Here is a 23,349-nt window from a genome sequence, read left to right as displayed (position 1 = left end):
CCATCTATTCAGTTGCACAAAAATACCGATAATCTGGGGGTTTTGGAGCGCTCGCACCTCGGCATTCCACAGAATTTCATTTAGTTTCAACACCGTAATGGTGTTGCTGCAATGTTGCACATTTGTAAAAATCGTAACGTTTCGTAACGCAACCGGGTTTACAGCCGGTTCCATGGGGCGCACCCATGCCCCGCCTTGTGGTTCCGCAGGGTCGCACTGGTCACAGCAGGCAGACAAATCTGCCGCTCCAGATAAGGGACTGGAAATTTGAAGAACGCATCGATTGCCGCATTCTTGCGGGCCGGAGTCGCGCCCGTCATTCTCGCCACCGCGCTGTTCCAGGCGCCCCTCCATGCTCAGGATAATGCGCCCCAGGCCGATGACGGCGCCAACGACGCGATCGTCGTGACCGGCTCGCTGCTGCGCCGCATTGACAAGGAAACCATTTCGCCGATCACCACCGTGTCGTCGGAAGATCTGGCGATCCGCGGCATCACCACGGTCCAGCAGGGCATCCAGAATCTGTCGGCCAATAACGGCCCGGCACTGACCAACGGCTTCTCGGCCAATGGCGCCTTTGCCGGTGGTGCGTCGGCGGTCTCGCTGCGCGGCCTGTCGACCTCCTCGACGCTGGTGCTGTTCGACGGCCTGCGCGCCGCTTATTATCCGCTGGCCGATGACGGCACGCGCAACTTCGTCGATCTCAACACCATCCCCGACGCCATCGTCGATCGGGTCGAAGTGGTGAAGGACGGCGCGTCCGCCACCTATGGTGCCGACGCGGTTGCCGGCGTGGTCAACATCATCACCAAGCGCGAAGTGAAGGGCCTGCACCTTCAGGCCGAAGCGGGCGTCGCTGAAAAGGGCTATGGCGCCAACCAGCGCCTGTCGGCCACCTATGGCTATGGCGACCTCGCCGAACAGGGCTTCAACGCCTATGTCAGCGCCCATTATCTCAAGAGCCAAGCGGTCTATAACAAGGACCTGGGCTATCCCTATAACAGCGACGACCAGTCCGGCATCTGCCATGACGGCGTCTGCGGTCCCAACAATATTGCCAATGGCGTCGATCCCAGCATCGGCTATACCGGCATGAACAACGCAACTGCGACCAATGTCTTCATGGTCCGTCCGTTCGATGCTGCCACCGGTGCTGGCACCGGCCGTTATGAATTGTTGAACGCCGCTGCTGGCTGTCGCAACCTGACCCCTTATACGCTCACCGATCAGGAATACGCGGACAACGCAACCGCGCCGCATACCGTCTGCCAGCAGGACATTACCCATGATTATGGACAGGTTCTGCCGGAACAGCAGCGCTGGGGCATTTCGGGCCGCTTCACCAAGATCGTCGGCGACAGCGGCGAAGCCTATCTCGAACTCAACTATGAGAACAGCAAGTCCTCCTATACCGGCCTTGCCTCGATCATCCGCGCCAATGCGCCGGCCGGCATCGACTATTCGGCCTATTCGACTTCGACCGGTGCGGGGCTGCTGCGCCTGCCGGTCTATGTCTGCGCCCGCGGCACCGCCAGCTGCGATGCCAGCAACGGCACGCTGAACCCGAACAACCCCTATGCCGCCCAGGGTCAGGAAGCCGCCATCATCGGCCGCCTGCCGACCAGCACCGAATATAATGAATCGGTCAGCCAGGTCTTCCGCGCTGCCGCCGGTATCAAGGGCGATTTCGGCAACGACTGGCATTATCAGGTCGATGGCACCGCCATGGTCTCGAAGCTGAAGACCACGGCCAAGGGCTATGTCTATATCCAGCATCTGCTCGATGTGATCGCGGACGGTTCGTATAATTTCATGAACCCGTCGGCGACCTCGCAGGAGACGCTCGACTATCTGACCCCGACCCAGATCAACCACAGCAAGACCCAGCTCTATCAGGGCCAGGCCAGCATTTCGAAGGAAGTGTTCGACCTGCCGGGTGGCCCGCTGCAGGTCGCAGTCGGCGTCGCCGCGCGTTATGAATCGCTCAACAATCCCAGCGGCAACCCCGACTATGATGGTCAGACTGAGCGCTATTTCCGCCTGAACGCCTTCGGCGCCAAGGGCCATCGCGATGTCGAATCCGCCTATTTCGAACTGAGCGCACCGATCGTCGAGCAGCTCGAACTGACGGCGGCGGGTCGCTACGACCATTATTCGACCGGCCAGGACAATTTCTCGCCCAAGTTCGGCGCGAAGTTCAAGCCGATCCGCGAACTGATGTTCCGGGGCACCTTCTCGAAGGGCTTCCGCATCCCCAGCTTCGCGGAAATGGGCGCCCTGCCGACCACCGGCTATGTCACCCAGTCGATCGGTTCGATGCCGCAGGAATTCATCGACCAGCATCTGAACTCGGTCGGCACCGGTCCCAACACCTATCTGACCAACTATTCGATCGGTCAGACGACGGTGGGCAACCCGAACCTGAAGGCGGAAAAGTCGCGCAACATCACGCTTGGTGCGACCTTCCAGCCGCTCAACAATGTGTCGTTCAGCGTCGACTATTATAATATCAAGAAGACCGGCGCGATCACCTCGGTGAACTTCTCGAACGCGATCGCCAACTATTACGCCACCGGGGAAACCTCCTATGATGGCGTGACGGTGATCCCGGACGAAGTCGATCAGGAACATACCGGTTCGCAGCGCCGCATCGCCTTCGTGCAGGGCAGCTTCATCAACGCCAACACGATCAAGACGTCGGGTATCGATTTCAACGCGATGGGCAAGTTCCGCCTGAGCGACAACATCACCTTCTCGACCTCGATCGATGCGACCTATGTCATCAAGCTGAACACCGAATATCCCGACGGGACGGTTGAACATTATGTCGACACGCTCGGCAACTTCAACCTGACGGCCGGTTCGGGCACGCAGCAATGGCGTGGCAGCTGGCAGAATACGCTGGACTTCGGCCGGGGTTCGATCAGCGCCACCGCTTATTATACCGATGGCTATAATTATTCGGCCGAGGATCAGGGCGGCACCGCTGGCGACTGCAGCCTGGTGCCGACCAACTATAATGGCGACGCCTATCAGGGCTGCCGCGTAAAGTCGTTCATCAGCGTCGACATGACGGGCACGATCAAGGTCAATGACCAGTTCGAGCTTTATGCCAACGTCATGAACGTCTTCAACAACAAGCCGCCGATCGATGCGACCACCTATGGCGCCTATCTCTACAACCCGGTGGTTGGCGAGTCGGCGATCCTGGGTCGCTCCTTCCGCATCGGCGCGAAGGCAAGCTTCTAAGCCAGATAATATAAAAGGGCGGCCCTCCCTTGCGGGGCCGCCCTCCTTTCAGGACCAACTGGCGCGCGGCGCGCCTGACTTAGCCGACACTGGGTCTCCGTGCGCCGTCGCCGTCTTCACCCCATCGCCGACCGGAACCAGCCGGTCACCGACGTCCGGGCTGCGCCAGCGGAAGGCGCGACATAGCTGACGCTGTGCAATTGCGGCACGCGGAACAGGTCGAGCCTGTTGAAGGCCGGAGCCCGGCCGGAAAAGCCGCCATCGGCACCATGGAACATCAGCAAGCCGCCCCATTCGGTCCGCCATCCCTCGGTCAGGCCAAAGACATAGGCGGCGTGCCGGTTCTTGCCCGCGACCCCATCATCATGGCCGGTCAGGAAATCGCCGCTGACATAGCGGGTCGCCTGCCCGTCGGCGAAGCCGATCGCCTCGCTGCCGGTGATCGCCCGGACCAGCGCCCGCACCTCCGGCCCCGCCATGAAGCGGACAAAGGCATCGAGCAGATGCGGCGACTGCCGGCGCGCCTGCTCTTCGTCGGGTACGCGAATGCTGCCATAGCGGAACTGGAAGCCATGGCGTGCCGCCTCATGCACCGCCTGGTTCAGGGCGCCCCATTGCTGCGACGTCATCGATTGCGCCGTCGGGCGATCGATCTCGAACAGTTTCTCGTCCGAATTGAGGACGATCCGCCAATCCTCGCGCGCATCCAGATGCGCTGCCAGCGCGCGGGCCGCCGCATCGGTCAGGAAGGGACCGATGCGGACATGCCCGTCGCGCTGATAGTCGGATCGCAGCTGGTCGATGTCGATGCCATCGGCCAGCGCGAAATCCGCCACCTTTGTCGTCATGCGACGCTGAGCTTCAGTGCGCCGTCGCCATCTTCCACCGTCACGGTCGATCCGTCCGGCACCGCGCCGCGCAGGATCAGGTCGGCCAGCGGATCCTGCAGATAGCGCTGTACCGCCCGCTTCAATGGCCGCGCGCCATAGACCGGATCATAGCCGACCCGGCCCAGCCAGGCGCGCGCGCCGTCGGTCAGGTTCAGCACCACCTTGCGGTCCTTCAGCAGCTTCTGCACCCGCGCCACCTGGATATCGACGATCGGCGCCATATGGCCGGCCCCCAAACGGTGGAACAGGATGATCTCGTCCAGCCGGTTGAGGAATTCGGGGCGGAAATGGCTGCGCACCATTTCCATCACCTGGTCCTCGACCTTCTCGACCGGCTCGTCGTCGGGCTGGGCGGCGATATATTGGCTGCCCAGGTTCGACGTCAGCACGATGATCGTGTTGGTGAAGTCGACGGTGCGGCCCTGGCCATCGGTCAGGTGGCCATCGTCCAGCACCTGCAGCAGCACATTGAACACGTCGCCATGCGCCTTCTCGACCTCGTCGAACAGCACGACCTGATAGGGCCGGCGCCGCACCGCCTCGGTCAGCACGCCGCCTTCCTCATAACCGACATAGCCCGGAGGCGCGCCGATCAGCCGGGCGACCGAGTGCTTCTCCATGAACTCGCTCATGTCGATGCGCACCATCGCGCTTTCGTCGTCGAACAGGAATCCGGCCAGCGCCTTGGTCAGCTCGGTCTTGCCGACGCCCGTGGGCCCCAGGAACAAGAAGCTGCCCAGCGGCCGGTTCGGATCCTGCAGACCCGCCCGGCTGCGGCGCACGGCGGTCGCCACCGCGCGCACGGCATCGGCCTGGCCGATCACCCGCTTGCCCAGTTCGGCTTCCATCGCCAGCAGCTTCTCGCGCTCGCCTTCCATCATCCGGTCGACCGGAATGCCGGTCCAGCGCGACACGACGCTGGCAATATCCTCGGCCGTCACCTCCTCGCGCAGCATCGCGCCCTTGGACGCGCCCTGGGCTTCGGCCAGCTGCTTTTCCAGCTGCGGGATGGTGCCATATTGCAACTCGCCGGCCTTGCCATAGTCGCCGCCGCGCTGCGCCTGCTCCAACTGGAGCCGTGCCGCGTCGAGCTGTTCCTTCAGCTTGGCCTCGTTCGCGATCTTGTCCTTCTCTGCCTGCCAGCGCGTCGTCAGCTCGGCCGACTGCTGCTCCAGATTGGCAAGGTCGGTCTCCAGATTGGCCAGCCGGTCCTTCGACGCCTGGTCGCTTTCCTTCTTCAGCGCCTCCCGCTCGATCTGCAGCTGCATGATCCGGCGGTCGAAATTCTCGATTTCCTCGGGCTTGCTCTCCACCTCCATGCGGATGCGGCTCGCGGCCTCGTCCATCAGGTCGATCGCCTTGTCGGGCAGGAAGCGGTCGGTGATATAGCGGTTGGACAGGGTCGCCGCCGCCACGATCGCGCCATCGGCGATGCGCACGCCATGATGCGCCTCATATTTGTCCTTGATGCCGCGCAGGATCGAGATCGTGTCCTCGACCGTCGGCTCGCCGACGAACACCGGCTGGAACCGCCGCTGGAGGGCCGGGTCCTTCTCGACATATTTGCGATATTCGTCGAGCGTGGTCGCGCCGATGCAATGCAGCTCGCCCCGCGCCAGCGCCGGCTTCAGCAGGTTGCCGGCATCCATCGCGCCTTCGGATTTGCCCGCACCGATCAGCGTGTGCATCTCGTCGATGAACAGGATGATATGCCCGTCCGCGCCCTTCACCTCGTCGAGCACGCCCTTGAGGCGCTCCTCGAACTCGCCGCGATATTTGGCGCCCGCGATCAGGCTGCCCATGTCGAGCGCCATCAGCGTGCGGTCCTTGAGCGTATCGGGCACGTCGCCATGGGCGATGCGCAGCGCCAGCCCTTCCGCGATCGCGGTCTTGCCGACGCCCGGCTCGCCGATTAGCACCGGGTTGTTCTTGGTCCGGCGCGCCAGGATCTGGATGGTGCGGCGGATTTCCTCGTCGCGGCCGATCACCGGATCGAGCTTGCCGGCCTTGGCCGCCTCGGTCAGGTCGCGTGCGAATTTCTTGAGCGCATCATAACGGTCTTCCGCGCCCGCGGTGTCGGCGGTGCGGCCGCCGCGCAGCTGGTTGATCGCGCCGTTCAGCGCCTCGGCGCGCACGCCGGCGGTCGCCAACGCCTTGCCCGCCGTCGTGGTCGTCGCCAGCGTCAGCGCCAGCAGCAGCCGTTCGACGGTGACGAAACTGTCGCCCGCCTTCTGCGCCACCTGCTCGGCGCTATCGAGCACGCGCACGGCATCATTGTCGAGGCCCGGCGTCTGCTGCGCGCCGCTGCCCGATACGGCCGGCACCTTGGCCAGCGCGGCATCGGTCTCGCGCAGAGCGGTCGCGGCATCGCCGCCCGCCGCCTTGATCAGGCCGGACGCCATGCCCTGCTCATCTTCCAGCAGCGCCTTCAACAGATGTTCGGGGCTGATCCGCTGATGGTTCATGCGGATCGCAACGGTCTGCGCCGACTGGAGGAAACCCTTGGCGCGGTCGGTGAATTTTTCGAGGTTCATTAGCATCCCCTTCAAGGCATTGCTGGCGATGTAATGTTGCAAAAATGACACACAAGGGGCGCGGGCAAAAAATCCGCGCCCCTTGCCTATTTTACTTACTGCTTGGGCGCCTTGGCCGCGTCCGGTGCGAACAGGTCGCCGAAGAAGTCCGCCTTGTACCATTGCGGCGGGGTGTCGCTATCGGTCATAACCCGTGCAATGCGATAATTCGCCTCGGCAAAACGGGCGCCCGCGTCCCAGTCGATCTTCTGGCTCATGTCGTCGCCGGGATGGTGATAGGCGCCGCTCAGAAATTCGCCCCAGGCCTTCTCGCCGCCATTGGCATAGCCGGTCGCCAGGAAGACGGCGGGCACGCCCTGCTTCACGAACATATAATGGTCCGACCGCACGAAAATGGTTTCCTGCGGCATCGGATCGGCGGCCAGCTTGATCCCCATCGGCGCAACCGCCTTGGCGACGATCGGCCCCAAGGTCGAATGGTCGGCGCCGAACGCGATCACATCGGTGAAGGGATAGAGCAGCAGCGGCATGTCCAGGTCGACATTGCCGACGATCTGCTTGCCCGGCACGGTGGGATGGCGGGCATAATAGTCCGCGCCCAGCAACCCCTTCTCCTCGCCGGTGGAGGCCAGGAAGACGATCGACCGGCGCGGCTTGTTGGGCGACTGTGCCATGGCACGCGCCACTTCCAGCATGGTCGCGATGCCGGCGCCATTGTCCAGCGCGCCATTGTTGATGCGGTCGGTGTCCGGCTTGTCGCCGGGCTTTTCCGGACTGATGCCGATATGGTCGAGATGCGCCGACAGGACGACATATTCGTCTTTCAGCTTGGGGTCGCTGCCGGGCAGGATGGCGACGACATTGGGGCTGGTCACCCGCTCGCTGACGCTTTCGACCTGGATCTGGGCAGTCGACTTGAGCGCAAAGCCCTTGGGCTTGCCGCCGGCCTTGTCGGCTTGCTTGCGGATCGCGGCGATGCTGGTCGGCGCGCCGGCGAACACCGCCTGCGCCGCGGCATCGTCCAGGCTGGCGCCGACCCGGATGCCGGGGGCGGCGTCGAACGGCACGCCCTCGGGCGAGACCCAGGTGAAGTCGGGCTCATCGGCGAACTGGACCATGCGGTTCCAGGGGCGGGCCTTCATCGACTGGAGGGTGCCGATGGACAGCATGCCGATCGCGCCATGCGCCTCGGCGATCTTGCCCTTGGTGGCGGACAGATGCGCGCCTTCCTCGCTCGGCAGCCCCTTGGGATAGCCGCGCAGGGTGACGACGATCTTCCCCTTCACGTCCAGCCCGGCATAGTCGTTGAGGCCAAGCCGCGCATTTTCCAGGCCATAGCCCACGAACACCAGCGGCGCCGACACGTCCAGCTTGGGCTCGGCCGCGTTCATGCCGATCAGCACGTCGCCGGCATGGGTGAAGCTTTTGCTGCCGGCCGGACCGGTGACGGTCAGCGTGCCCGGCGTCCTGGCGCGCTCGGTCTTCTGGAAACCGATGCGCTGCAGCCAGCTTCCATTGTCGCCGGCGGGCTTGAGGCCGAGGCCATCGAACTGGCTGGCGACATAGCGGGCGGCGATTTCATGGCCTTCGCTGCCGGTGTCGCGCCCTTTCAGCAGGTCGTCGGCCAGAAATTCGACATGGGCGCGCACCGCTGCGGCCGAGAAGGTCGGCGCATCGGCTGCGGCCGGCGTTGCTGTTTGAGCGGGCAGGGTGGCGGGCAGCACAAGGGCGGCGGTGGCGGCCAGCAGGGCCAGGCGTTTCATGGGATCGGGGACTTTCCGTCTCTATGGATGATGGCGTGCAGACTTGCCGCTGCGCCCCGTCGCTGTCCAGCCTCCGCTTGTCGATATCATGCGTATTGCGCCGCTATCACGCCCCGCTATGCTGCGCGCCATCGCGGCGGGGTCCGTCCCGGCCGTATCGACTGCCCTCCTGTCCTAGAGGTCTTCATGATCCTTACCCGCATGTCCCGCCGGCTTCCCCTGATGCTCGGCCTGTCCGCGCTTGCGTTCGCGCCGCTTGGCTCCGCCGCGCAGGCCGCCCCGGCCGCTGCCGCCGCCGCGCCCGCGCCGCTCTCCAGCCTCGTTTCGGCGGTGGACATCCCCTATCAGGAATTTCGCCTGCCCAACGGTCTGCGGGTCATCGTCCATACCGATCGCAAGGCGCCGATCGTCGCCGTGTCGGTCTGGTATCATGTCGGCTCGCGCTTCGAGCCTGCCGGCAAGACTGGCTTTGCCCATCTGTTCGAACATCTGATGTTCTACGGCTCGGAAAATGCCGACGGTCCCTTCTTCGGCCGTCTGGAAGATATCGGCGCGACCGACTGGAACGGCACGACTTGGTTCGACCGCACCAATTATTTCGAAACGGTGCCGACCGGCGCGCTCGATCGCGCGCTGTTTCTGGAATCCGACCGCATGGGCCATCTGCTCGGCGCCGTGACCCAGACCAAGCTCGATGCCCAGCGCGGCGTCGTCCAGAATGAAAAGCGCATGGGCGAGAATGAGCCCTATGGCCTGGTCGAATATGCCCAGCTTGCCGGCATGCTGCCCGAAGGCCATCCCTATCGCCACTCGACCATCGGCTCGATGGCGGATCTGAACGCGGCCAGCCTCGCCGACGTCCAGAGCTGGTTCAAGACTCACTACGGCCCCAACAACGCCACCCTGGTGCTGGCCGGCGACATCGACGTGCCGACCGCCAAGGCGAAGGTCGAAAAATGGTTCGGCAACATCGCCTCCGGCCCGGCGCCGCAGGATGTCGACGCGACCGTGCCGACGCTCGACAAGGATGTGGAAAAGGTGATGCACGACAATGTCGCTGCCACCCGCCTCTACCGCAACTGGATCGTCCCCGGCGTCAATTCGCCCGACCTGCAGCAGCTTGACCTTGCCCTCTCGGTGTTCGGTGGCCTCGGCTCCTCGCGCCTCGACAATATCCTGGTCCGCGACGAGAAGGTGGCGGTTGCGGTCAAGGCCAGCATCCAGCCGTTCGAGAAGCTGTCGATGGTCGAAATCACCGTCGACGTGAAGCCGGGCCAGGATCCGGTCGCCGTGGGCAAGCGGCTCGACGCGCTGCTCGCCGACTATCTCGCCAAGGGCCCCAGCGCGGACGAGGTGCTGCGCGCCGCGACCCAGCAGCTCTCCGGCACGATCGGCGGCCTTGAAAAGGTCGGCGGCTTCTCCGGCAAGGCGGTGACCCTGGCCGAAGGCGCGGTCTATTCCGACGATCCGGGCAAATATAAGAAGGATCTCGCCATCTATGCCGCCGCGACGCCCGCCAGCGTCTCGGCCGCCGCGCGCAAATGGCTGGGCCGTCCGGTCTTCCGCCTGACCGTGTCGCCGGGCGAACGCTCGGCCGAGGATAATGCGCTCGCCGGCAATACGCCGACGGGCAGCGCCACCATGCATCCCGCCCATTTCCGCGATCCCAATGGCCCGGCGCCAAAGGCCGGCACGCCGCCGCCGCCGACCAAGGTTGCCGAGCCGCCGATCGAGCCGGTCAAGGATCTGGTCTTCCCGCCGGTCGAGCGCGCGAAGCTGTCGAACGGCATGTCGGTCGTCTTCTCGCGCCGCGCCACCGTGCCGGTGGTCAAGGTCTCGGTCGCCTTCGACGCGGGCAATGCCGCCGACAACCGGCAGAAGCTCGGCACCGCCGCGCTCACCACCGCCCTGCTCGACGAAGGCACCACCAGCCGCAACTCGGTACAGATTTCAGAGGAGCAGGAACGGCTCGGCGCCGGCATCAGCGCGGCCAACAGCATGGATGCCACCAATGTCGGCCTCTATGCGCTCAAGCCCAATCTCGACGCCTCGCTCGGCCTGCTCGCCGACATCATTCGCAACCCCGCCTTCGATCCCAAGGAAGTGGAGCGGTTGCGCAGCCAGATGCTGACCCGCATCGCCGCGGAAAAGACCCAGCCCATGGCCATCGCCCAGCGCATGCTGCCGCCGATGCTCTATGGCCAGGCCCATCCCTATGGTATTCCCTTCACCGGTTCGGGCACCGAAAGCGGGGTGAAAGCGGTGACGCGCGCCGATCTGGTCGCCTTCCATGACACATGGATGCGCCCGGACAATGCGACCATCTTCGCCACCGGCGACACGACGCTGGCCGAATTGCTGCCGCTGCTCGAAAAGCGCTTCGGCGACTGGAAGGCGCCGGCCATTGCCAAGGGCGCCAAGCTGTTCCGCATGGACCGCATGATGCGCCCGTCGCGCATCGTCCTCATCGACAAGCCGCAAAGCCCGCAGTCGATGATCCTCGCCGGCCAGCTCACCAACAAGGCGGGCACCGACAATCCGGTCACCCTCATCACCGCGAACGAGGTGCTGGGCGGCAGCACCACCTCGCGCCTGACCATGGACCTGCGCGAAGCGAAGGGCTGGGCCTATGGCGCGGGCACTGGCATGCCCGGCGTCAAGGAAACCATCCCGCTGCTGGTCTATGCCCCGGTCCAGACCGACAAGACTGGCGAATCGATCATCGCCGCGCGCCAGGACATCAAGGATTTCCTGACCAGCAAGGGCACGACCCAGGCGGAGCGCGACCAGACCATCAACGGCCAGATCCTGTCGCTGCCCGGCAGCTTCGAAACCTCGTCCGACCTGCTCTCGGCGATGATGCGCAACAATCTCCTCGGCCGGCCCGACGACTATTATGCCACCCTGCCGGCGACCTATCGCGCCATCACCGCGGCGCAGATGGATCAGGCCGCGCGCGAGGCGATCAACCCCGATCGGCTGATCTGGGTCGTGGTCGGCGATGCGAAATTGGTGAAGCCCCAGCTTGACGCGGTCGGTCTGCCGGTGGAAATGGGCACATTGGCTGATTGACGCTAACGTAAAGGAGAAGAGAGATGGCTGCAGTGGATGGTGCCTATGATTGCGTGGCTAAGACCCCGCTGGGCGAACAGACCGGCGTGTTCACCGTGATCAGCACGGGCGATCGCTTCAACGGCACCTTTGCCGGCATGATGGGCTCGCTCGACGTCAAGGATGGCGTGGTTGCCGGCAACAAGCTGACCTGGAAGATGGAAATGACCATCCCCATGCCGATGACGCTGGAATGCGAAGCCGAAATCACCGGCGAAAGCCTGACCGGCACGATGCAGCTCGGCGCCTTCGGTGCCGCGCCCTTCACCGGCACGCGTCGCGCATAATCCCGATCGGCTGCGGCCCGGTTCACGCCGGGCCGCAACCGACATTACCAAAAATTCATGGCCGACCCGTTGCACTATAAAATTAGTTAGCTATCTAAGCGTTCGTGAATCGGACCGAACTTCAGCGCGCCTTGGCGCATAATATGCCGCAGATCGCGCGCCTCTGGCGCCAGCTTGCCGATTCCACCCTGGCCGAATTCGGCGTCTCCAATTCCGCCGGCTGGTGCCTTCTCTATCTCGACCGGCTGGGCGCCGACGTGCGCCAGATCGAACTGGCCGACGTGCTGGGCATCACCCAGCCTTCGCTGGTTCGCACCCTCGACCATCTACAGGCCGCCGCCCTGATCGAGCGCACCCCCAATCCCGAGGATCGCCGGTCCAACTGCCTGTCGCTCACCACCTCCGGTCGCGACCTTGTCGGCCGCATCGAAACGCGGCTCAGCAACATGCGCAATGACCTGCTCGATGGTGTGCCAGAGGCGGATATCGAGACCGCCGTCAATCTGTTAGAACTGCTGCGACGCCGTATCGGGGAGCGCCGGGGCCAGTCATGAAAAAGGCCGCTTTGTCAGCCTGGAGCGAGCGCCTCGGCGTTCCCGCTGCGCTATTCTCCGTCAAATGTTTCCTGGCGGCGATGTTGGCCCTTTATGTGGCGCTCAGCATTGGCCTGGAACGCCCCTATTGGGCCTTTCTCACCTCCTATATCGTCGCCCAGCCGCTCGCCGGCGCGGTGATTTCCAAGGCGATCTTCCGCGCCATCGGCACCATCGTCGGCGCTGCCTTCTCGGTCGCGATCGTCCCGCCCTTGGTCAATTCGCCCGAACTCCTGACCCTTGCCATGGCCGCCTGGCTGGCGCTCTGCGTGTTCGTCTCGCTGCTCGATCGCACGCCGCGCTCCTACATGTTCGTGCTGGCCGGCTACAGCGCCTGCCTGATCGTCTTCCCCGACGTCGACTCGCCCCAGACCATCTTCACCGTCGCCACCCTGCGCGTGCAGGAAATCTGGATCGGTATCGCCTGCGGCAGCATCGTCCATGGCGTCGTCCTGCCCGGCTCGATCACCGGCAACCTCTTCGCCCGTGTCGAAGCCATGCTGCGCGATGCCGAACGCTGGTCGCGCGATGCGATCGCGACCGATCCGGTGCCCGGCCTTGATGCCGAACGCCGCCGCCTGGCGCAGGACGTCACCGAACTGCACCAGATGTCGATCCATCTGCCCTTCGACATCAGCCGCCTCGCGCCGCGCGTCCGCACCGTGCGCGCGATGCAGGACCAGCTCTCGCTGCTGCTGCCGCTGGGCGCCGCGGTGGAGGATCGGCTGGCCATGCTGAAACAGGCCAATGGCGGCATCGTCCCGGCCCAGGTCGAACAGCTGATCGCCGATGCGCGCGACTGGCTCGATCATCCCGGCACCGACAGTGCGACCCGCGCTGCCGGCGCCCAGGCGCTGATCGACCGCTGCGCCGCGCTGGAACCGACAGCCGACAGCCATATGGACTGGGCCGGCATGATGCGGCTCAGCCTCTATTCCCGCCTCGGCACGCTGATCGCGGTCCATCGCGACTGCCGCGACCTGTTCGACCAGATGCTGACCCACAGCCGCAGCCCGGTGACGCCGCGCGTCGCCGAACTGCTGGAGGGACGCCGCAACCGCGAATTGCACCGCGACTATGCCGGGGCCGCGCGCGGCGCCTTCGCCGCCTTCATGACGGTGACGATCGGCTGTGCCTTGTGGATCGGCAGCGGCTGGCATGACGGCGGCAGCGCGGTGATGCTGGCCGGCGTCTTCCTTGCCCTCTTCTCCGCGTCGGACAATCCGCTCGCCCCGCTCAAGGGTTTCATGATCGGCACGATCATCGCCACCTTCCTCGGCGCCCTCTATGGCTATGCCATCATGCCCCGGCTCGACGGCTTCGCCATGCTCGCCCTGGCCTATGCGCCGCCGCTGCTGGTGTTGGGCGCGATGATGGCCTCGCCGCGCTGGATGGGCATTGCGCTGCCGACGCTGCTCGGCCTGGGCAGTCCGGTGCTGCTCTCCAGTGCCTATGTCAGCGCCTTCGCCTCCTATGTGAACGGCTCGGTGGCACAGCTTGTCGGCATCTGGTTCGCCATCATCATGGCCGGCCTGCTGCAATCGGCCGGGGTGGAGCGCGCCGTGCGCCGCACCGTGCGCGCCGGCTGGGCGGATATCGCCACTCGCGCCAACCTCATGACCCAGCCCGATGTGCGCGGCTGGATCAACCGCATGCTCGATCGCATCGCGCTGCTCGCCCCACGCCTCGCCGCCATCCGCACCGACAGCGGCAAGCCGCTCTATGACGCACTGCGCGACCTGCGCACCGGTGTCGCCATCGGCGAGCTTCGCCAGCTCCGCGTCGATCTCCCCTTCGAGGAAGGCGCCCCGCTCGGCCGGGTGCTGGGCGGCGTGGCCGACCATTATCGCCGGCTCGATCCCGATGCGCCGGCTGCGGCCGATCCCGCCCTGCTCGATGACATCGACAGCGCCATCGGCGACCTTGCCGCCAATCCCGCGCCCTCGGTCCGCCGTGATGCGATCCTGGCGCTGGTCAGCCTGCGGCGTAATCTCTTCGCCGACAGCGCCGGCTATCGCATGCCCCCTATGACCGGAGTTCCCGCATGACCGGCGAATTGTCCATCGACGGGGTCTTCTTCCCCACGCTGCTGGCGCTGGCGCTGGCAGCGCTGATCCTCACCTATGGCCTTACCCGCCTGATCGCGGCGTTCGGCCTCTATCGCTTTCTTGCCTATCGGGCACTCGTCGACCTCAGCCTGTTCGTGCTGACGCTCGGGGGCCTGTCCATTCTCGTTCCGATGCTGGGAATCCGCCTATGAACCGCCTGACCGGGACGCTGATCCGCAGCGCCGCCACCATCATCATCGTCATCTTCGCCGTCATCGTCGCGGTGTGGATGTGGAACCATTATGAGCGCAGCCCCTGGACCCGCGACGGCCGTGTCCGCGCCGACGTGGTGCGCGTGACCCCCGATATCGGTGGCCTCGTCACCTCGGTCGCGGTGCGCGATAATCAGCAGGTGAAGGCAGGCGACCTGCTCTTCGTCATCGACACGCCGCGCTATGCGCTGGCGCTGGAACAGGCGGAAGCGCAGATATCCAGCGCCCAGGCCACGCTCGGCCAGGCCCGGCGGGAGGCGACCCGCGATCTGGCGCTGGGCGATCTCGTCGCCAAGGAAAGCCATGAACAGAATGTCGCCCGCGTCGCCACGGCGCAGGCCGCGCTGGCCGAGGCACGCAGCGCGCGCGACGCCGCCGCCTTGAACCTCAAGCGCACCCAGGTCCGCGCCTCCGTCAACGGCGTCGTCACCAATCTCGATCTGCATCCCGGCGACTATCTCGGCGCCGGCACCCAGGCGATGGCGCTGATCGACAGCGACAGCCTGCGGGTGGAGGGCTATTTCGAGGAAACCAAGCTGCCTTTGGTCTGCATCGGCGCGCCGGTCACCGTCCGCCTGATGGGCGAGAAGCAGGATCTGCACGGCAAGGTCGAAAGCATCGCCTATGGCATCAATGACTCGACCCGCAGCGATTCCGGCAATCTCCTGCCCACGGTCGAGCCGACCTTCTCCTGGGTCCGCCTCGCCCAGCGCATCCCGGTCCGGGTGAAGCTCACCAATGTCCCGGCCAATATCACGCTGATCTCGGGCCGCACCGCCACGGTGACGGTCGAACCGGCGAAGAAGGATGCCAAACCGGGAAGCTGCCGCCATGCGTAAGGGTATCGCCACATCCTTGGTGGCCCTGGCCCTCAGCGCCTGCGCCACCGCCGGACCGGACTATCATCCGCCCGAACATTCGGCCGCGACCGCGCCGGGCGCGCAGGGTAATTTCCAGTCGGCCCAGGGTGCGGGCTTCAGCAATGCCGACCTGCCCGATCATTGGTGGAAACTTTATAACGATCCCCGGCTCGACGCGCTGATCGCCGAGGCACTGACCGCCAATACCGACCTGCGCGTCGCCGATGCCAATCTGACCGCGGCGCAGGCCGTGCTGCGCGAGACCGAGGCGGGGCGCCAGATCAGCACCACGATCAGCGGCGGCGAAACGCTGGCGCGGCCTTCGGGCGTGACCCAGCATCTGCCCGGCTCGGTCAGCTATGATTTCGGCCTCAGCGCCTCCTATCCGCTCGACCTCAATGGTCGCATCCGCCGCGCGATCGAATCGAGCGGCGCCAATGTCGAGGCGGTGACCGCCGCGCGCGACTATGTCCGCGTCAGCGTCGCCGCCGCCACGGCCAAGGCCTATGCCCAGGTCTGCGCCGCCAATTATGCGCTCGGCGTCAATCGCCGGGTCGTCTCGCTCCAGCGCGATACGCTCAACGCCACCCAGCGCCTGTTCAAGGGCGGTCGCGGCACCGCCTTCGACGTCAGCCGCGCCCAGGCGGCAGTGGACCAGAGCGAGGCGACGCTGCCGGTCTATGAAGCCCAGCGCCAGAGCGGCCTCTATCTGCTCGCCACCCTGCTCGGCCGTCCGCCGGCCGATTATCCCAGGGATGTGGAAAGCTGCGCCACTCTGCCGTCGCTTGGCGCGCCGCTGCCGGTGGGCGATGGCACCGCGCTGATCCGTCGCCGCCCCGACATCCGCCAGGCCGAACGCATGATCGCGTCCGACACCGCGACTTTGGGCGTCGCCATGGCCGATCTCTATCCGCAGGTCAGCATCGGCGGCTCGGTCGGCCTGTCCGGCCCGCTCAAGGATTTCGGCTCCGGCTCCGCCTTCGGCTTCAGCCTCGGCCCGCTCATCAGCTGGACCTTCCCCAACCGCCCGGTGGTCCGCGCTCGGATTGCTCAGGCCGATGCCCAGGTGCAGGCCGATCTTGCCAGCTTCGACGGCAGCGTGCTGGAAGCGCTGCGCCAGACCGAAACCGCGCTCGAAACCTATCGCCGCGATGCGGAAAAGGCCGCCGCGCTCGATCGGGCCCGCGACAGCGCCAATGTCTCGGCGGGGCAGGCGAACAAGCTGTTCCGCTTCGGCCGCAGCGATTTCCTCGACCTGCTCGATACCCAGCGCAGCCTTGCCAGCGCCGAATCCTCGGCCGCGGCCGCCCGCGTCCAGCTGGTGCAGGACCAGATCGCCATCTTCCTGGCGCTGGGCGGCGGCTGGACCTCAGACGATGTCGGCAACCAGGGCACGGGGAACGCGCAGCAATGATCCGTGGCGCGCGCCGGCCGGCATGGTCAGGCGCGCGCTGACGTCGGTCCACGTCACCATGTCGCGGGTCATCGCCGCGCCCCAGCGGCCCTCCTTGTAGACGTCATAATAGCAGAGCAGCGCATCGCCGACCTGCGCGCTCATCGGCCCTTCGACCCAGCCGGGCGAGAAGGGCGGTGACAGGGGGCCGAACGGCCCGGTCGGGCTGTCCGCCTTCGCCACCTGCAGCCATTTGTGCGGCGGCTGCACCGTCTCGTCCTTGACGATCAGGTATAGGCCGCCACCTGGCGTCTGCGCGAACGTCCCGTCGATCACGCTGAAGCCGGGGTCATAAAGCGGCGCGGGCGCGCTGAACGTCTCGAAATCACTGGTGCTGACCGACCAGAGGCGGTGGTTGTAGCCCGATTCCGACGTTCCCGCCGTCTCGGTGAAACGGCCCTCCACCGTGCTCGACCAGAACAGGATGTGGCGCCCGGTCGCCGGATCGCGCACCGCCTCGGGCGCCCAGCAATTGCGGGTGCCCGGCACGTCCTGCATGACCGGGATGGCGCGCTGCGGCGACCAATGGACCAGATCGCGGCTGGTCGCATGGCCGATCGTCACCCCTTCCCAGGCGGTGGTCCACAGCAGATGATAGACGCCCTTGTCCGCGAACAGATAGGGGTCGCGCATCAGCTTCTTCTCGCCCACCTGCGGCACCAGCATGCTGCGCCCGCCCACCAGCGCGCGAAAGGCAAAGCCATCCTCGCTCACCGCCAGTTTGAGGCCGTCGGCCTCGCCCTTGCCGGTGGTGAAATAGGCAAAGACCAGCAGGTCATCGGCGCGCGCCGCCGACCGGGTGGCGCACCCCGCCAGCGCCAATGCGCCCAGCCCCAATGTGAAGTCGCGCCGTCTCATCAGCGATAATCCTTGGCCATTTGCGGGTAGAGGTCGAGCAGCTTGTTGGCGACATAGTCGCCGCCATGGCCCATCGGCCCGGTCGGTTCGGGTTTCGGCACGGCCGGCTGCTGCGATGCCAGCCCGCCCGGCGCTTCCGCCCCATTCAGCCCCTGGCTGATCAGATCGGGCTTGGCGCCTTCGCCGGCATTATGCCCGTCCTGGTCGAAAATCGCCTCCTGGTGCCGGATCGGCTCCCAGATGAACGTGCCCCAGCCATGCTTGCCGGGCAGGGCATGGACCAGATCGTTGATATAGCGCTTGCGGCTTGAATATTCGGCGACCAGCAGCCCCTTGTCGGGATAGCGCTTCACATATTCGCTGAAGGTCGTGGCCCAGTCGCCCTGCGCCCGCTGCTGGTAGCAGGAAAAGCCGACCACATCGAAATCCACCTGCCGCGCGATCAGCGCATCGGTCCATTCGCGCACGATCGGCCAGTGCCGGCCCAGATGATTATGCACCTGGATCGCGACCCCCGGCTCGGCCCGGCGCGCGCCGGCGATCCCCGCGCGCAGCAGCGCGGCAAAGCCGTCGAACCCGCCAACCTCGCCGACTTTGGCATGATTGGCGTCGGTCACCGGATTGCCGGTCGATGTCGACAGCTTCACCCGGCCATAAGGCCACAACATGCCGAAGGTCGTTTCGTTGCCGATCACCGCCATGTCGACCGGCGCGCCGCCCGCCCGCATCGCCACCAGCGTGTCATGGGTATGCGCCTCGACCGCCTTGGCCAGCGCCGGCAGGTCATATCCCGCCCAGGCCGCCGGCACCGCCTGATGCTCCGGATCGGCCCAGGTGTCGCTATAATGGAAACTCAGCACCAGCCCCATGCCGGCATCGCGCACCCGCTTGCCCAGCTTCACCGTCTGGGCCAGGCCGGCCCAGCCCTTGTCCGGCTCCCGCCTGGAATAGCCCTTGGCCGGATCGACGAAGATGCGCAGCCGGATCGCGTTGAACCCGGCATCGCGCAGGATCAGGATCGGGTCTTTCTGCTTGCCCCCGACGAAATAGCGCGCACCGGCCGCCTCATCCTCGGGCACCCAGCTCACATCGGCGCCGATCAGATAGGGGCCGGGCCGCGCGCCATTCTTCCCCGCTGCGGCCAGCGCCGGCCGGGCCAGCAAGGGCAGGGTGGCGAGGCCGAATGTGCCGCGACGCGTGAACCGGGTCATGCCTTCACCTCCATGCGATATTCCGGGACGATGCGCAGCACCTCCAGCGTGGCGACCTGCGCCCCCGCCGGCAGCTTGGCCCGCGCGGCATCGTCCAGATAGATGGGTGCATCGGCGCGCAGCGGCATCACCGTCAGCGTCCAGGGCCGTCCCAGCCGCGCGGCAAAGCGCTTGAGGCCGATCCGCCAGACCCGCCCGTCCCAATAGGCATCGTCCAGCATGTCGGGGCCATCGAACAGCCGGCCGATATCGCCGCGCCAGTCGATCTCCAGAAAGGCGTCGCCGCCCTTCGCCAACACATCCTTCGGAATGGTGAAGCTAAAGGCCGCCGCCGCCTTGTGCGCCTCGGGCAAAGGCTGCATCGCCGCCTTGGCCGGCCCGCCAATCTCGATCGGCGGCGCCGTGCCGGCCTCGCGCGTTTGGTTGAAGGGCAGGGGCGCGATAGCTGTCGCCTTCGCCGTCATCATCGCCGCCTTGCCGGGCAATATCTGCCAGGCGAAACGCGCCTCGCCGCGCTGGCGCAGTTCCAGCCCGTCCGGCCCGAACAGCGCATCCGCCGCGCTCAGCACCACGCACCGCTCGCCACCGGTCTCGCCGACCCAGATGCGCTTTGCCGCCTCCCGCTCGATCAGCAGCAGCCGCACCGCTCGCCCGTCCGCGCTCGTCACCCGCACCGGGCGCGTCGCGGATGGCGGCACTTGGACGATCACCCGCCCGCCTTCGCTGCGCGCCGGCGCATCGACCTTCGTCCCGGCCGGGAAGGCCAGCTCCACCGGGCCGGGCAGGCAGGCCGCCATCACATGGATCGGCCCGTCCCTGTCGGCGATGCGCGTCACCGGCTGGGCCGTCGCCCAGTCGAGCCGCACCCCGTCCAGATCCATGCCGATCGGCCAGAAGAAATTGTCACCCGGCGCGATCGTCACCGGCCGGCTCGGCAGGCGAACCGGGCCGCCGGCCAATGTCACATCGAACTGCGTGCCGGGATGCGCCGCCGTGCCATATTGGCGGACATGATTGTTGACGAACAGGAAGCCGGTGTCGCCCTTCGCCCGCACCGCCCAGCGCAGTGTCTTGAGGTCATCCTTGTCGGCCGGCAGAACGGCCGGCGCATGCACCGTCATCGGCGCCAGCGTCTCGCCATATTCGGCCAGGAAATAATGGAGCGGGCGCAGCGCCGCGCTGACCGGATTGACCTCGCCATATTGGCCGATCGGCGCCTGGAAATCATAGGCGATCGCCGGGCAGTCATTATAGCCGCCCGACCGCTGCGTCTCCTCCAGCATGCGCCCGTTCGCCATCGGGTTGGCGCCGCCATGGAACATATAATAGCCCAGCAGATTGACGCCCGATCCCACCTGCGTCGTCACCGCCGCCGCCACGTCGGCCGGCTGCAACAGCGGCCGCCGCCGATACATGACCGGCACGCCGCCGCCATATTCCGCGCCCAGGAAGGGCGTATCTGCCATGTCGCTGTCGGCGTCGCCGCGTCGCCCGCCGCGCGTCTGCGCGCCCAGGTCGCCGCTCACCCGGCTGTCGAAGCGGAACAGGTAATTTTCTTTGGGCGGCAGCTTGACCGTCTTCGCCGACCAGGGCTCGTCGGGATAGCCGCCATGCACCGGCACCACCTCGCCCTTGGGATAGACGGTCTGGTCCCATCCGGTCACGGTATAGAGCGGCACGTCGAAGCCGATCCGCACCGCCAGTGCCTTTAGCGCCGCGATATGCTCCCGGCCCTGGCCGGGACCGCCCAGATTATATTCATTCTCGACCTGCATGCCGATAATCGGCCCGCCATCCTTCCACATTAGCCCGTTGAGTTGATCGTGCAGCCCGCGCCAGAAGCGCTCGACCTGCGCCATATAGGCGGGGTCATTGCTGCGCGTGCGGGTGCTGCCGGCGATCCAGTCGGGAATGCCGCCAAAGCGCGCCTCGGCATGGCCCCAGGGGCCGGGGCGCAGGAAGAAGAGCAGGCCATGTTTCTGGCAGAGCCGCACGAAGCGCCCGATATCCCGATCGCCGGTCCAGTCGAGCGCGCCGGGCGCCAGCTCGACATGGTTCCAGAGAACATAGGAGGCGATGATGCCGACGCCGGCCGCCTTCATCTTCAGCAATTCCTCTTCCCAATAGGCGCTCGGGAAGCGGGTGAAGTGAAATTCGCCCATTACCGGCAGCCAGGGCCGGTCGTCGCGGGTCAGATAGAGATTGGTGATGCCGATCCGCCCCTGCGGCCCAGCGCCGGTGCCCATGTGGAGATGCCCGGATTTGAGCGGCAGGCCCGGCTTGCGCGCGTCCAGGCTGTTGGCCGTCTGGGCCAGCGCGTCAGCGGGAAGGGCGAGGCCCAGGCCGGCAAGGCCCGTGGCAGTCAGCGCCGTACGCCGGTCGATATCGGGCATCCGTCCTCCTGTGATGAAACGGGAGGCTGAGCCCTCCTCTTGGATCAAGGTTGTCCCGCGCCGGCCCGCTGGCAGGCGCAGGACGGGATATCAGCGGGCCAGCCAGCCGCCATCGACGGCCAGGACATGGCCATGGATATAGTTGGCCGCCGGCGAGGCCAGGAACACGGCCGCGCCGCCGATATCGCTCGCGTCGCCCCAGCGGCCGGCCGGGATGCGTTCCTGGATCTGGCGGTTGCGGGTCTCGTCGGCCTGCAGCGCGGCGGTGTTGTTGGTCGCGATATAGCCCGGCGCGATCGCGTTGACGTTGACGCCCTTGGCCGCCCATTCGTTCGCCAGCAGCTTGGTGAGGCCGGCAACGCCGCTCTTGGACGCAGTATAGCTCGGCACGCGAATGCCGCCCTGGAACGACAGCAGCGAGGCGATGTTGACGATCTTGCCGCTGCCTTGTGCCAGCATGTGCCGCCCGGCCGCCTGGGCCAGGAAGAAGGTCGACTTCAAATTGGTGTCGATCACCGCGTCCCAGTCTTCCTCGGTGAAGTCGACGCTGTCGGCACGGCGGATGATGCCGGCATTGTTGATGAGGATGTCGAGCCCGCCCAGCTTCTCGATCGTCTCGTCGACGACGCGCTGCACCGGTTCGATGCTGGAAAGATCGGCCGAGACGATCTCTGCCTTGCGGCCGAGCGCCCGGACCTTCTCTACGGTCTCTTCCGCCGGGGTGCGGCCGACCGCCGCAATATCGGCGCCGGCCGCCGCGAGCGACAGCGCGATCGCCTGGCCGATGCCGGTATTGGCGCCGGTGACGATGGCGACCTTGCCACCAAGATCGAAGATGTTGCTCATATAAGCTCCAAATCCCCCTCCCGCTTGCGGGAGGGGTTAGGGGAGGGCATGTGAGGGGAGAGAGCGTGACAGCCTCTCCCCCTTCTGGCTTTAGGCCAGCTGGCAGATATCCAGCACGTTCATGTCGGTATAGTCCTGGTTCTCGCCGGCCATCGCCCAGATGAAGGCATAGGATTTGGTGCCCGAACCCATATGGACCGACCAGGGCGGCGAGATCACGGCTTCCTCATTGGCCATGACGATGTGACGCATCGCATCGCCCTCACCCATATAGTGGAAGACGCGATCGGCATCGCCATCCAGCTCGAAATAGAAATAAATCTCGCTGCGGCGCTCATGGATGTGCGGCGGCATGGTGTTCCACACCGAACCGGGCTTCAGGACCGTGAGGCCCATGACCAGCTGTGCGCTGTCGCAGATGCCGGGGATGACGAGCTGGAAGATGGTGCGCTCGTTGGATTCCTCCAGCGAACCACGTTCCAGCGCATTGGCGTCGGCGATGCCGAGCTTGCGGGTGGTGAACGCCTTGTGTGCCGGGCAGGAGGCGAGATAATAGCGCGCGCCGGCGCCGGCGAACTCCACATCCTTGGCGCCCATCGTCACATAGAGGCAATCCTTGTTGCCCAGGGTGAAGACTTCGCCGTCGACGGTCACGGTGCCTTCCACGCCCGAGACATTGACGATCGCCAGCTCGCGCCGCTCCAGGAAGGGATGGCCCGCTGCCGAAGCCGGCTCGGTCTGCGCCGGCAGCTTCACCGGCGCATCGGCCACCGCCACGCCGCCGATCACGAAACGCTCGGCATGGGTATAGTTGAGCACGCATTCGCCGTCACGGAACAGCCCGCCGATCAGATAGCGATCCCGCAGCTCCTCGTTCGACACGCACTCCATCATGTCGGGGTGGGTCGCATAATAGGTCTTGTCGAACATCGGGAATCTCCATCTAAACTTTGGCGAAGCTTATAACGGCGCAGGCGGCGA

Annotated in this window: 16 protein-coding genes; 8 read left to right on the top strand and 8 right to left on the bottom strand. The window is 65.8% G+C overall.

Annotation, left to right across the window (positions count from 1 at the left end; all coding sequences use genetic code 11):
* Window positions 1–267: 267 nt before the first annotated feature.
* A complete protein-coding gene (locus AC0KVN_RS17715) occupies window positions 268–3,249 on the top strand; it encodes a TonB-dependent receptor plug domain-containing protein (RefSeq protein WP_435568442.1) in 2,982 nt (993 codons plus the stop codon).
* Between the two features lie 116 nt (window positions 3,250–3,365).
* Here the strand turns inward: AC0KVN_RS17715 and AC0KVN_RS17710 are convergent, their stop codons facing one another.
* From AC0KVN_RS17710 to AC0KVN_RS17700, 3 genes are all read right to left on the bottom strand, one after another.
* Window positions 3,366–4,097 carry a 2OG-Fe(II) oxygenase family protein gene (locus tag AC0KVN_RS17710; protein WP_435568441.1) on the bottom strand — a complete coding sequence of 244 codons (732 nt, stop codon included), beginning with the start codon at window positions 4,095–4,097 and terminating at the stop codon, window positions 3,366–3,368.
* Window positions 4,094–6,673 (bottom strand): ATP-dependent chaperone ClpB, encoded by a 2,580-nt coding sequence (gene clpB / locus AC0KVN_RS17705; protein ID WP_435568440.1) that lies wholly within the window; start codon window positions 6,671–6,673, stop codon window positions 4,094–4,096. The genes AC0KVN_RS17710 and clpB overlap by 4 nt, the downstream gene beginning before the upstream one ends.
* Window positions 6,674–6,768: 95 nt before the next feature.
* Window positions 6,769–8,436 carry a M28 family metallopeptidase gene (locus AC0KVN_RS17700; RefSeq protein WP_435568439.1) on the bottom strand — a complete coding sequence of 556 codons (1,668 nt, stop codon included), beginning with the start codon at window positions 8,434–8,436 and terminating at the stop codon, window positions 6,769–6,771.
* Window positions 8,437–8,622: 186 nt separating this feature from the next.
* Between AC0KVN_RS17700 and AC0KVN_RS17695 the strand changes: the two genes are divergently transcribed.
* The 7 genes from AC0KVN_RS17695 (at window position 8,623) to AC0KVN_RS17665 (ending at window position 17,021) form a co-directional block, all read left to right on the top strand.
* Complete coding sequence (locus AC0KVN_RS17695; RefSeq protein ID WP_435568438.1) at window positions 8,623–11,508, top strand: M16 family metallopeptidase; 2,886 nt, start codon at window positions 8,623–8,625, stop codon at window positions 11,506–11,508.
* Between the two features lie 23 nt (window positions 11,509–11,531).
* The gene (locus tag AC0KVN_RS17690) at window positions 11,532–11,834 is read left to right on the top strand and encodes a hypothetical protein (protein ID WP_004209325.1); all 303 of its coding nucleotides are present in this window, start codon (window positions 11,532–11,534) and stop codon (window positions 11,832–11,834) included.
* Window positions 11,835–11,977: 143 nt separating this feature from the next.
* Entirely contained in the window at window positions 11,978–12,388 is a 411-nt protein-coding gene (locus AC0KVN_RS17685; protein WP_251007672.1) for a MarR family winged helix-turn-helix transcriptional regulator, read from the top strand.
* Complete coding sequence (locus AC0KVN_RS17680; protein WP_435568437.1) at window positions 12,385–14,475, top strand: FUSC family protein; 2,091 nt, start codon at window positions 12,385–12,387, stop codon at window positions 14,473–14,475. The genes AC0KVN_RS17685 and AC0KVN_RS17680 overlap by 4 nt, the downstream gene beginning before the upstream one ends.
* Window positions 14,472–14,687, top strand: a complete 216-nt coding sequence (locus AC0KVN_RS17675; protein WP_004209328.1) for a DUF1656 domain-containing protein — start codon at window positions 14,472–14,474, stop codon at window positions 14,685–14,687. Before AC0KVN_RS17680 ends, AC0KVN_RS17675 begins: the two co-directional genes overlap by 4 nt.
* Complete coding sequence (locus tag AC0KVN_RS17670) at window positions 14,684–15,586, top strand: efflux RND transporter periplasmic adaptor subunit (protein ID WP_435568436.1); 903 nt, start codon at window positions 14,684–14,686, stop codon at window positions 15,584–15,586. The genes AC0KVN_RS17675 and AC0KVN_RS17670 overlap by 4 nt, the downstream gene beginning before the upstream one ends.
* Window positions 15,579–17,021, top strand: coding sequence for an efflux transporter outer membrane subunit (locus tag AC0KVN_RS17665; RefSeq protein ID WP_435568435.1), 1,443 nt, complete (start codon window positions 15,579–15,581; stop codon window positions 17,019–17,021). Before AC0KVN_RS17670 ends, AC0KVN_RS17665 begins: the two co-directional genes overlap by 8 nt.
* Here AC0KVN_RS17665 and AC0KVN_RS17660 read toward each other — a convergent pair.
* The 5 genes from AC0KVN_RS17660 to kduI form a co-directional block, all read right to left on the bottom strand.
* Window positions 16,977–17,918 (bottom strand): glycoside hydrolase family 43 protein, encoded by a 942-nt coding sequence (locus tag AC0KVN_RS17660; RefSeq protein ID WP_435568434.1) that lies wholly within the window; start codon window positions 17,916–17,918, stop codon window positions 16,977–16,979. The genes AC0KVN_RS17665 and AC0KVN_RS17660 overlap by 45 nt on opposite strands.
* A complete protein-coding gene (locus tag AC0KVN_RS17655) occupies window positions 17,918–19,129 on the bottom strand; it encodes a glycosyl hydrolase 53 family protein (RefSeq protein ID WP_435568433.1) in 1,212 nt (403 codons plus the stop codon). The genes AC0KVN_RS17660 and AC0KVN_RS17655 overlap by 1 nt, the downstream gene beginning before the upstream one ends.
* A complete protein-coding gene (locus tag AC0KVN_RS17650) occupies window positions 19,126–21,522 on the bottom strand; it encodes a beta-galactosidase (RefSeq protein WP_435568432.1) in 2,397 nt (798 codons plus the stop codon). The genes AC0KVN_RS17655 and AC0KVN_RS17650 overlap by 4 nt, the downstream gene beginning before the upstream one ends.
* Window positions 21,523–21,612: 90 nt before the next feature.
* A complete protein-coding gene (gene kduD / locus AC0KVN_RS17645) occupies window positions 21,613–22,368 on the bottom strand; it encodes a 2-dehydro-3-deoxy-D-gluconate 5-dehydrogenase KduD (protein WP_483656227.1) in 756 nt (251 codons plus the stop codon).
* Window positions 22,369–22,458: 90 nt separating this feature from the next.
* Window positions 22,459–23,298, bottom strand: coding sequence for a 5-dehydro-4-deoxy-D-glucuronate isomerase (kduI, locus tag AC0KVN_RS17640; protein ID WP_004207756.1), 840 nt, complete (start codon window positions 23,296–23,298; stop codon window positions 22,459–22,461).
* Window positions 23,299–23,349 lie beyond the last annotated feature (51 nt).

This window comes from Sphingobium sp. SG1 (assembly GCF_057063145.1).
Note: the sequence above shows the minus strand (reverse complement) of the source record. Positions and strands in the feature narration are given on the sequence as shown.

Coding starts and splice junctions, on each gene's coding strand:
- AC0KVN_RS17710 (WP_435568441.1), bottom strand. CDS start 4,097: ATGACGACAAAGGTGGCGGATTTCGCGCTGGCCGATGGCATCGACATC.
- clpB (WP_435568440.1), bottom strand. CDS start 6,673: ATGAACCTCGAAAAATTCACCGACCGCGCCAAGGGTTTCCTCCAGTCG.
- AC0KVN_RS17700 (WP_435568439.1), bottom strand. CDS start 8,436: ATGAAACGCCTGGCCCTGCTGGCCGCCACCGCCGCCCTTGTGCTGCCC.
- AC0KVN_RS17695 (WP_435568438.1), top strand. CDS start 8,623: ATGATCCTTACCCGCATGTCCCGCCGGCTTCCCCTGATGCTCGGCCTG.
- AC0KVN_RS17690 (WP_004209325.1), top strand. CDS start 11,532: ATGGCTGCAGTGGATGGTGCCTATGATTGCGTGGCTAAGACCCCGCTG.
- AC0KVN_RS17685 (WP_251007672.1), top strand. CDS start 11,978: ATGCCGCAGATCGCGCGCCTCTGGCGCCAGCTTGCCGATTCCACCCTG.
- AC0KVN_RS17680 (WP_435568437.1), top strand. CDS start 12,385: ATGAAAAAGGCCGCTTTGTCAGCCTGGAGCGAGCGCCTCGGCGTTCCC.
- AC0KVN_RS17675 (WP_004209328.1), top strand. CDS start 14,472: ATGACCGGCGAATTGTCCATCGACGGGGTCTTCTTCCCCACGCTGCTG.
- AC0KVN_RS17670 (WP_435568436.1), top strand. CDS start 14,684: ATGAACCGCCTGACCGGGACGCTGATCCGCAGCGCCGCCACCATCATC.
- AC0KVN_RS17665 (WP_435568435.1), top strand. CDS start 15,579: ATGCGTAAGGGTATCGCCACATCCTTGGTGGCCCTGGCCCTCAGCGCC.
- AC0KVN_RS17660 (WP_435568434.1), bottom strand. CDS start 17,918: ATGAGACGGCGCGACTTCACATTGGGGCTGGGCGCATTGGCGCTGGCG.
- AC0KVN_RS17655 (WP_435568433.1), bottom strand. CDS start 19,129: ATGACCCGGTTCACGCGTCGCGGCACATTCGGCCTCGCCACCCTGCCC.
- AC0KVN_RS17650 (WP_435568432.1), bottom strand. CDS start 21,522: ATGCCCGATATCGACCGGCGTACGGCGCTGACTGCCACGGGCCTTGCC.
- kduD (WP_483656227.1), bottom strand. CDS start 22,368: ATGAGCAACATCTTCGATCTTGGTGGCAAGGTCGCCATCGTCACCGGC.
- kduI (WP_004207756.1), bottom strand. CDS start 23,298: ATGTTCGACAAGACCTATTATGCGACCCACCCCGACATGATGGAGTGC.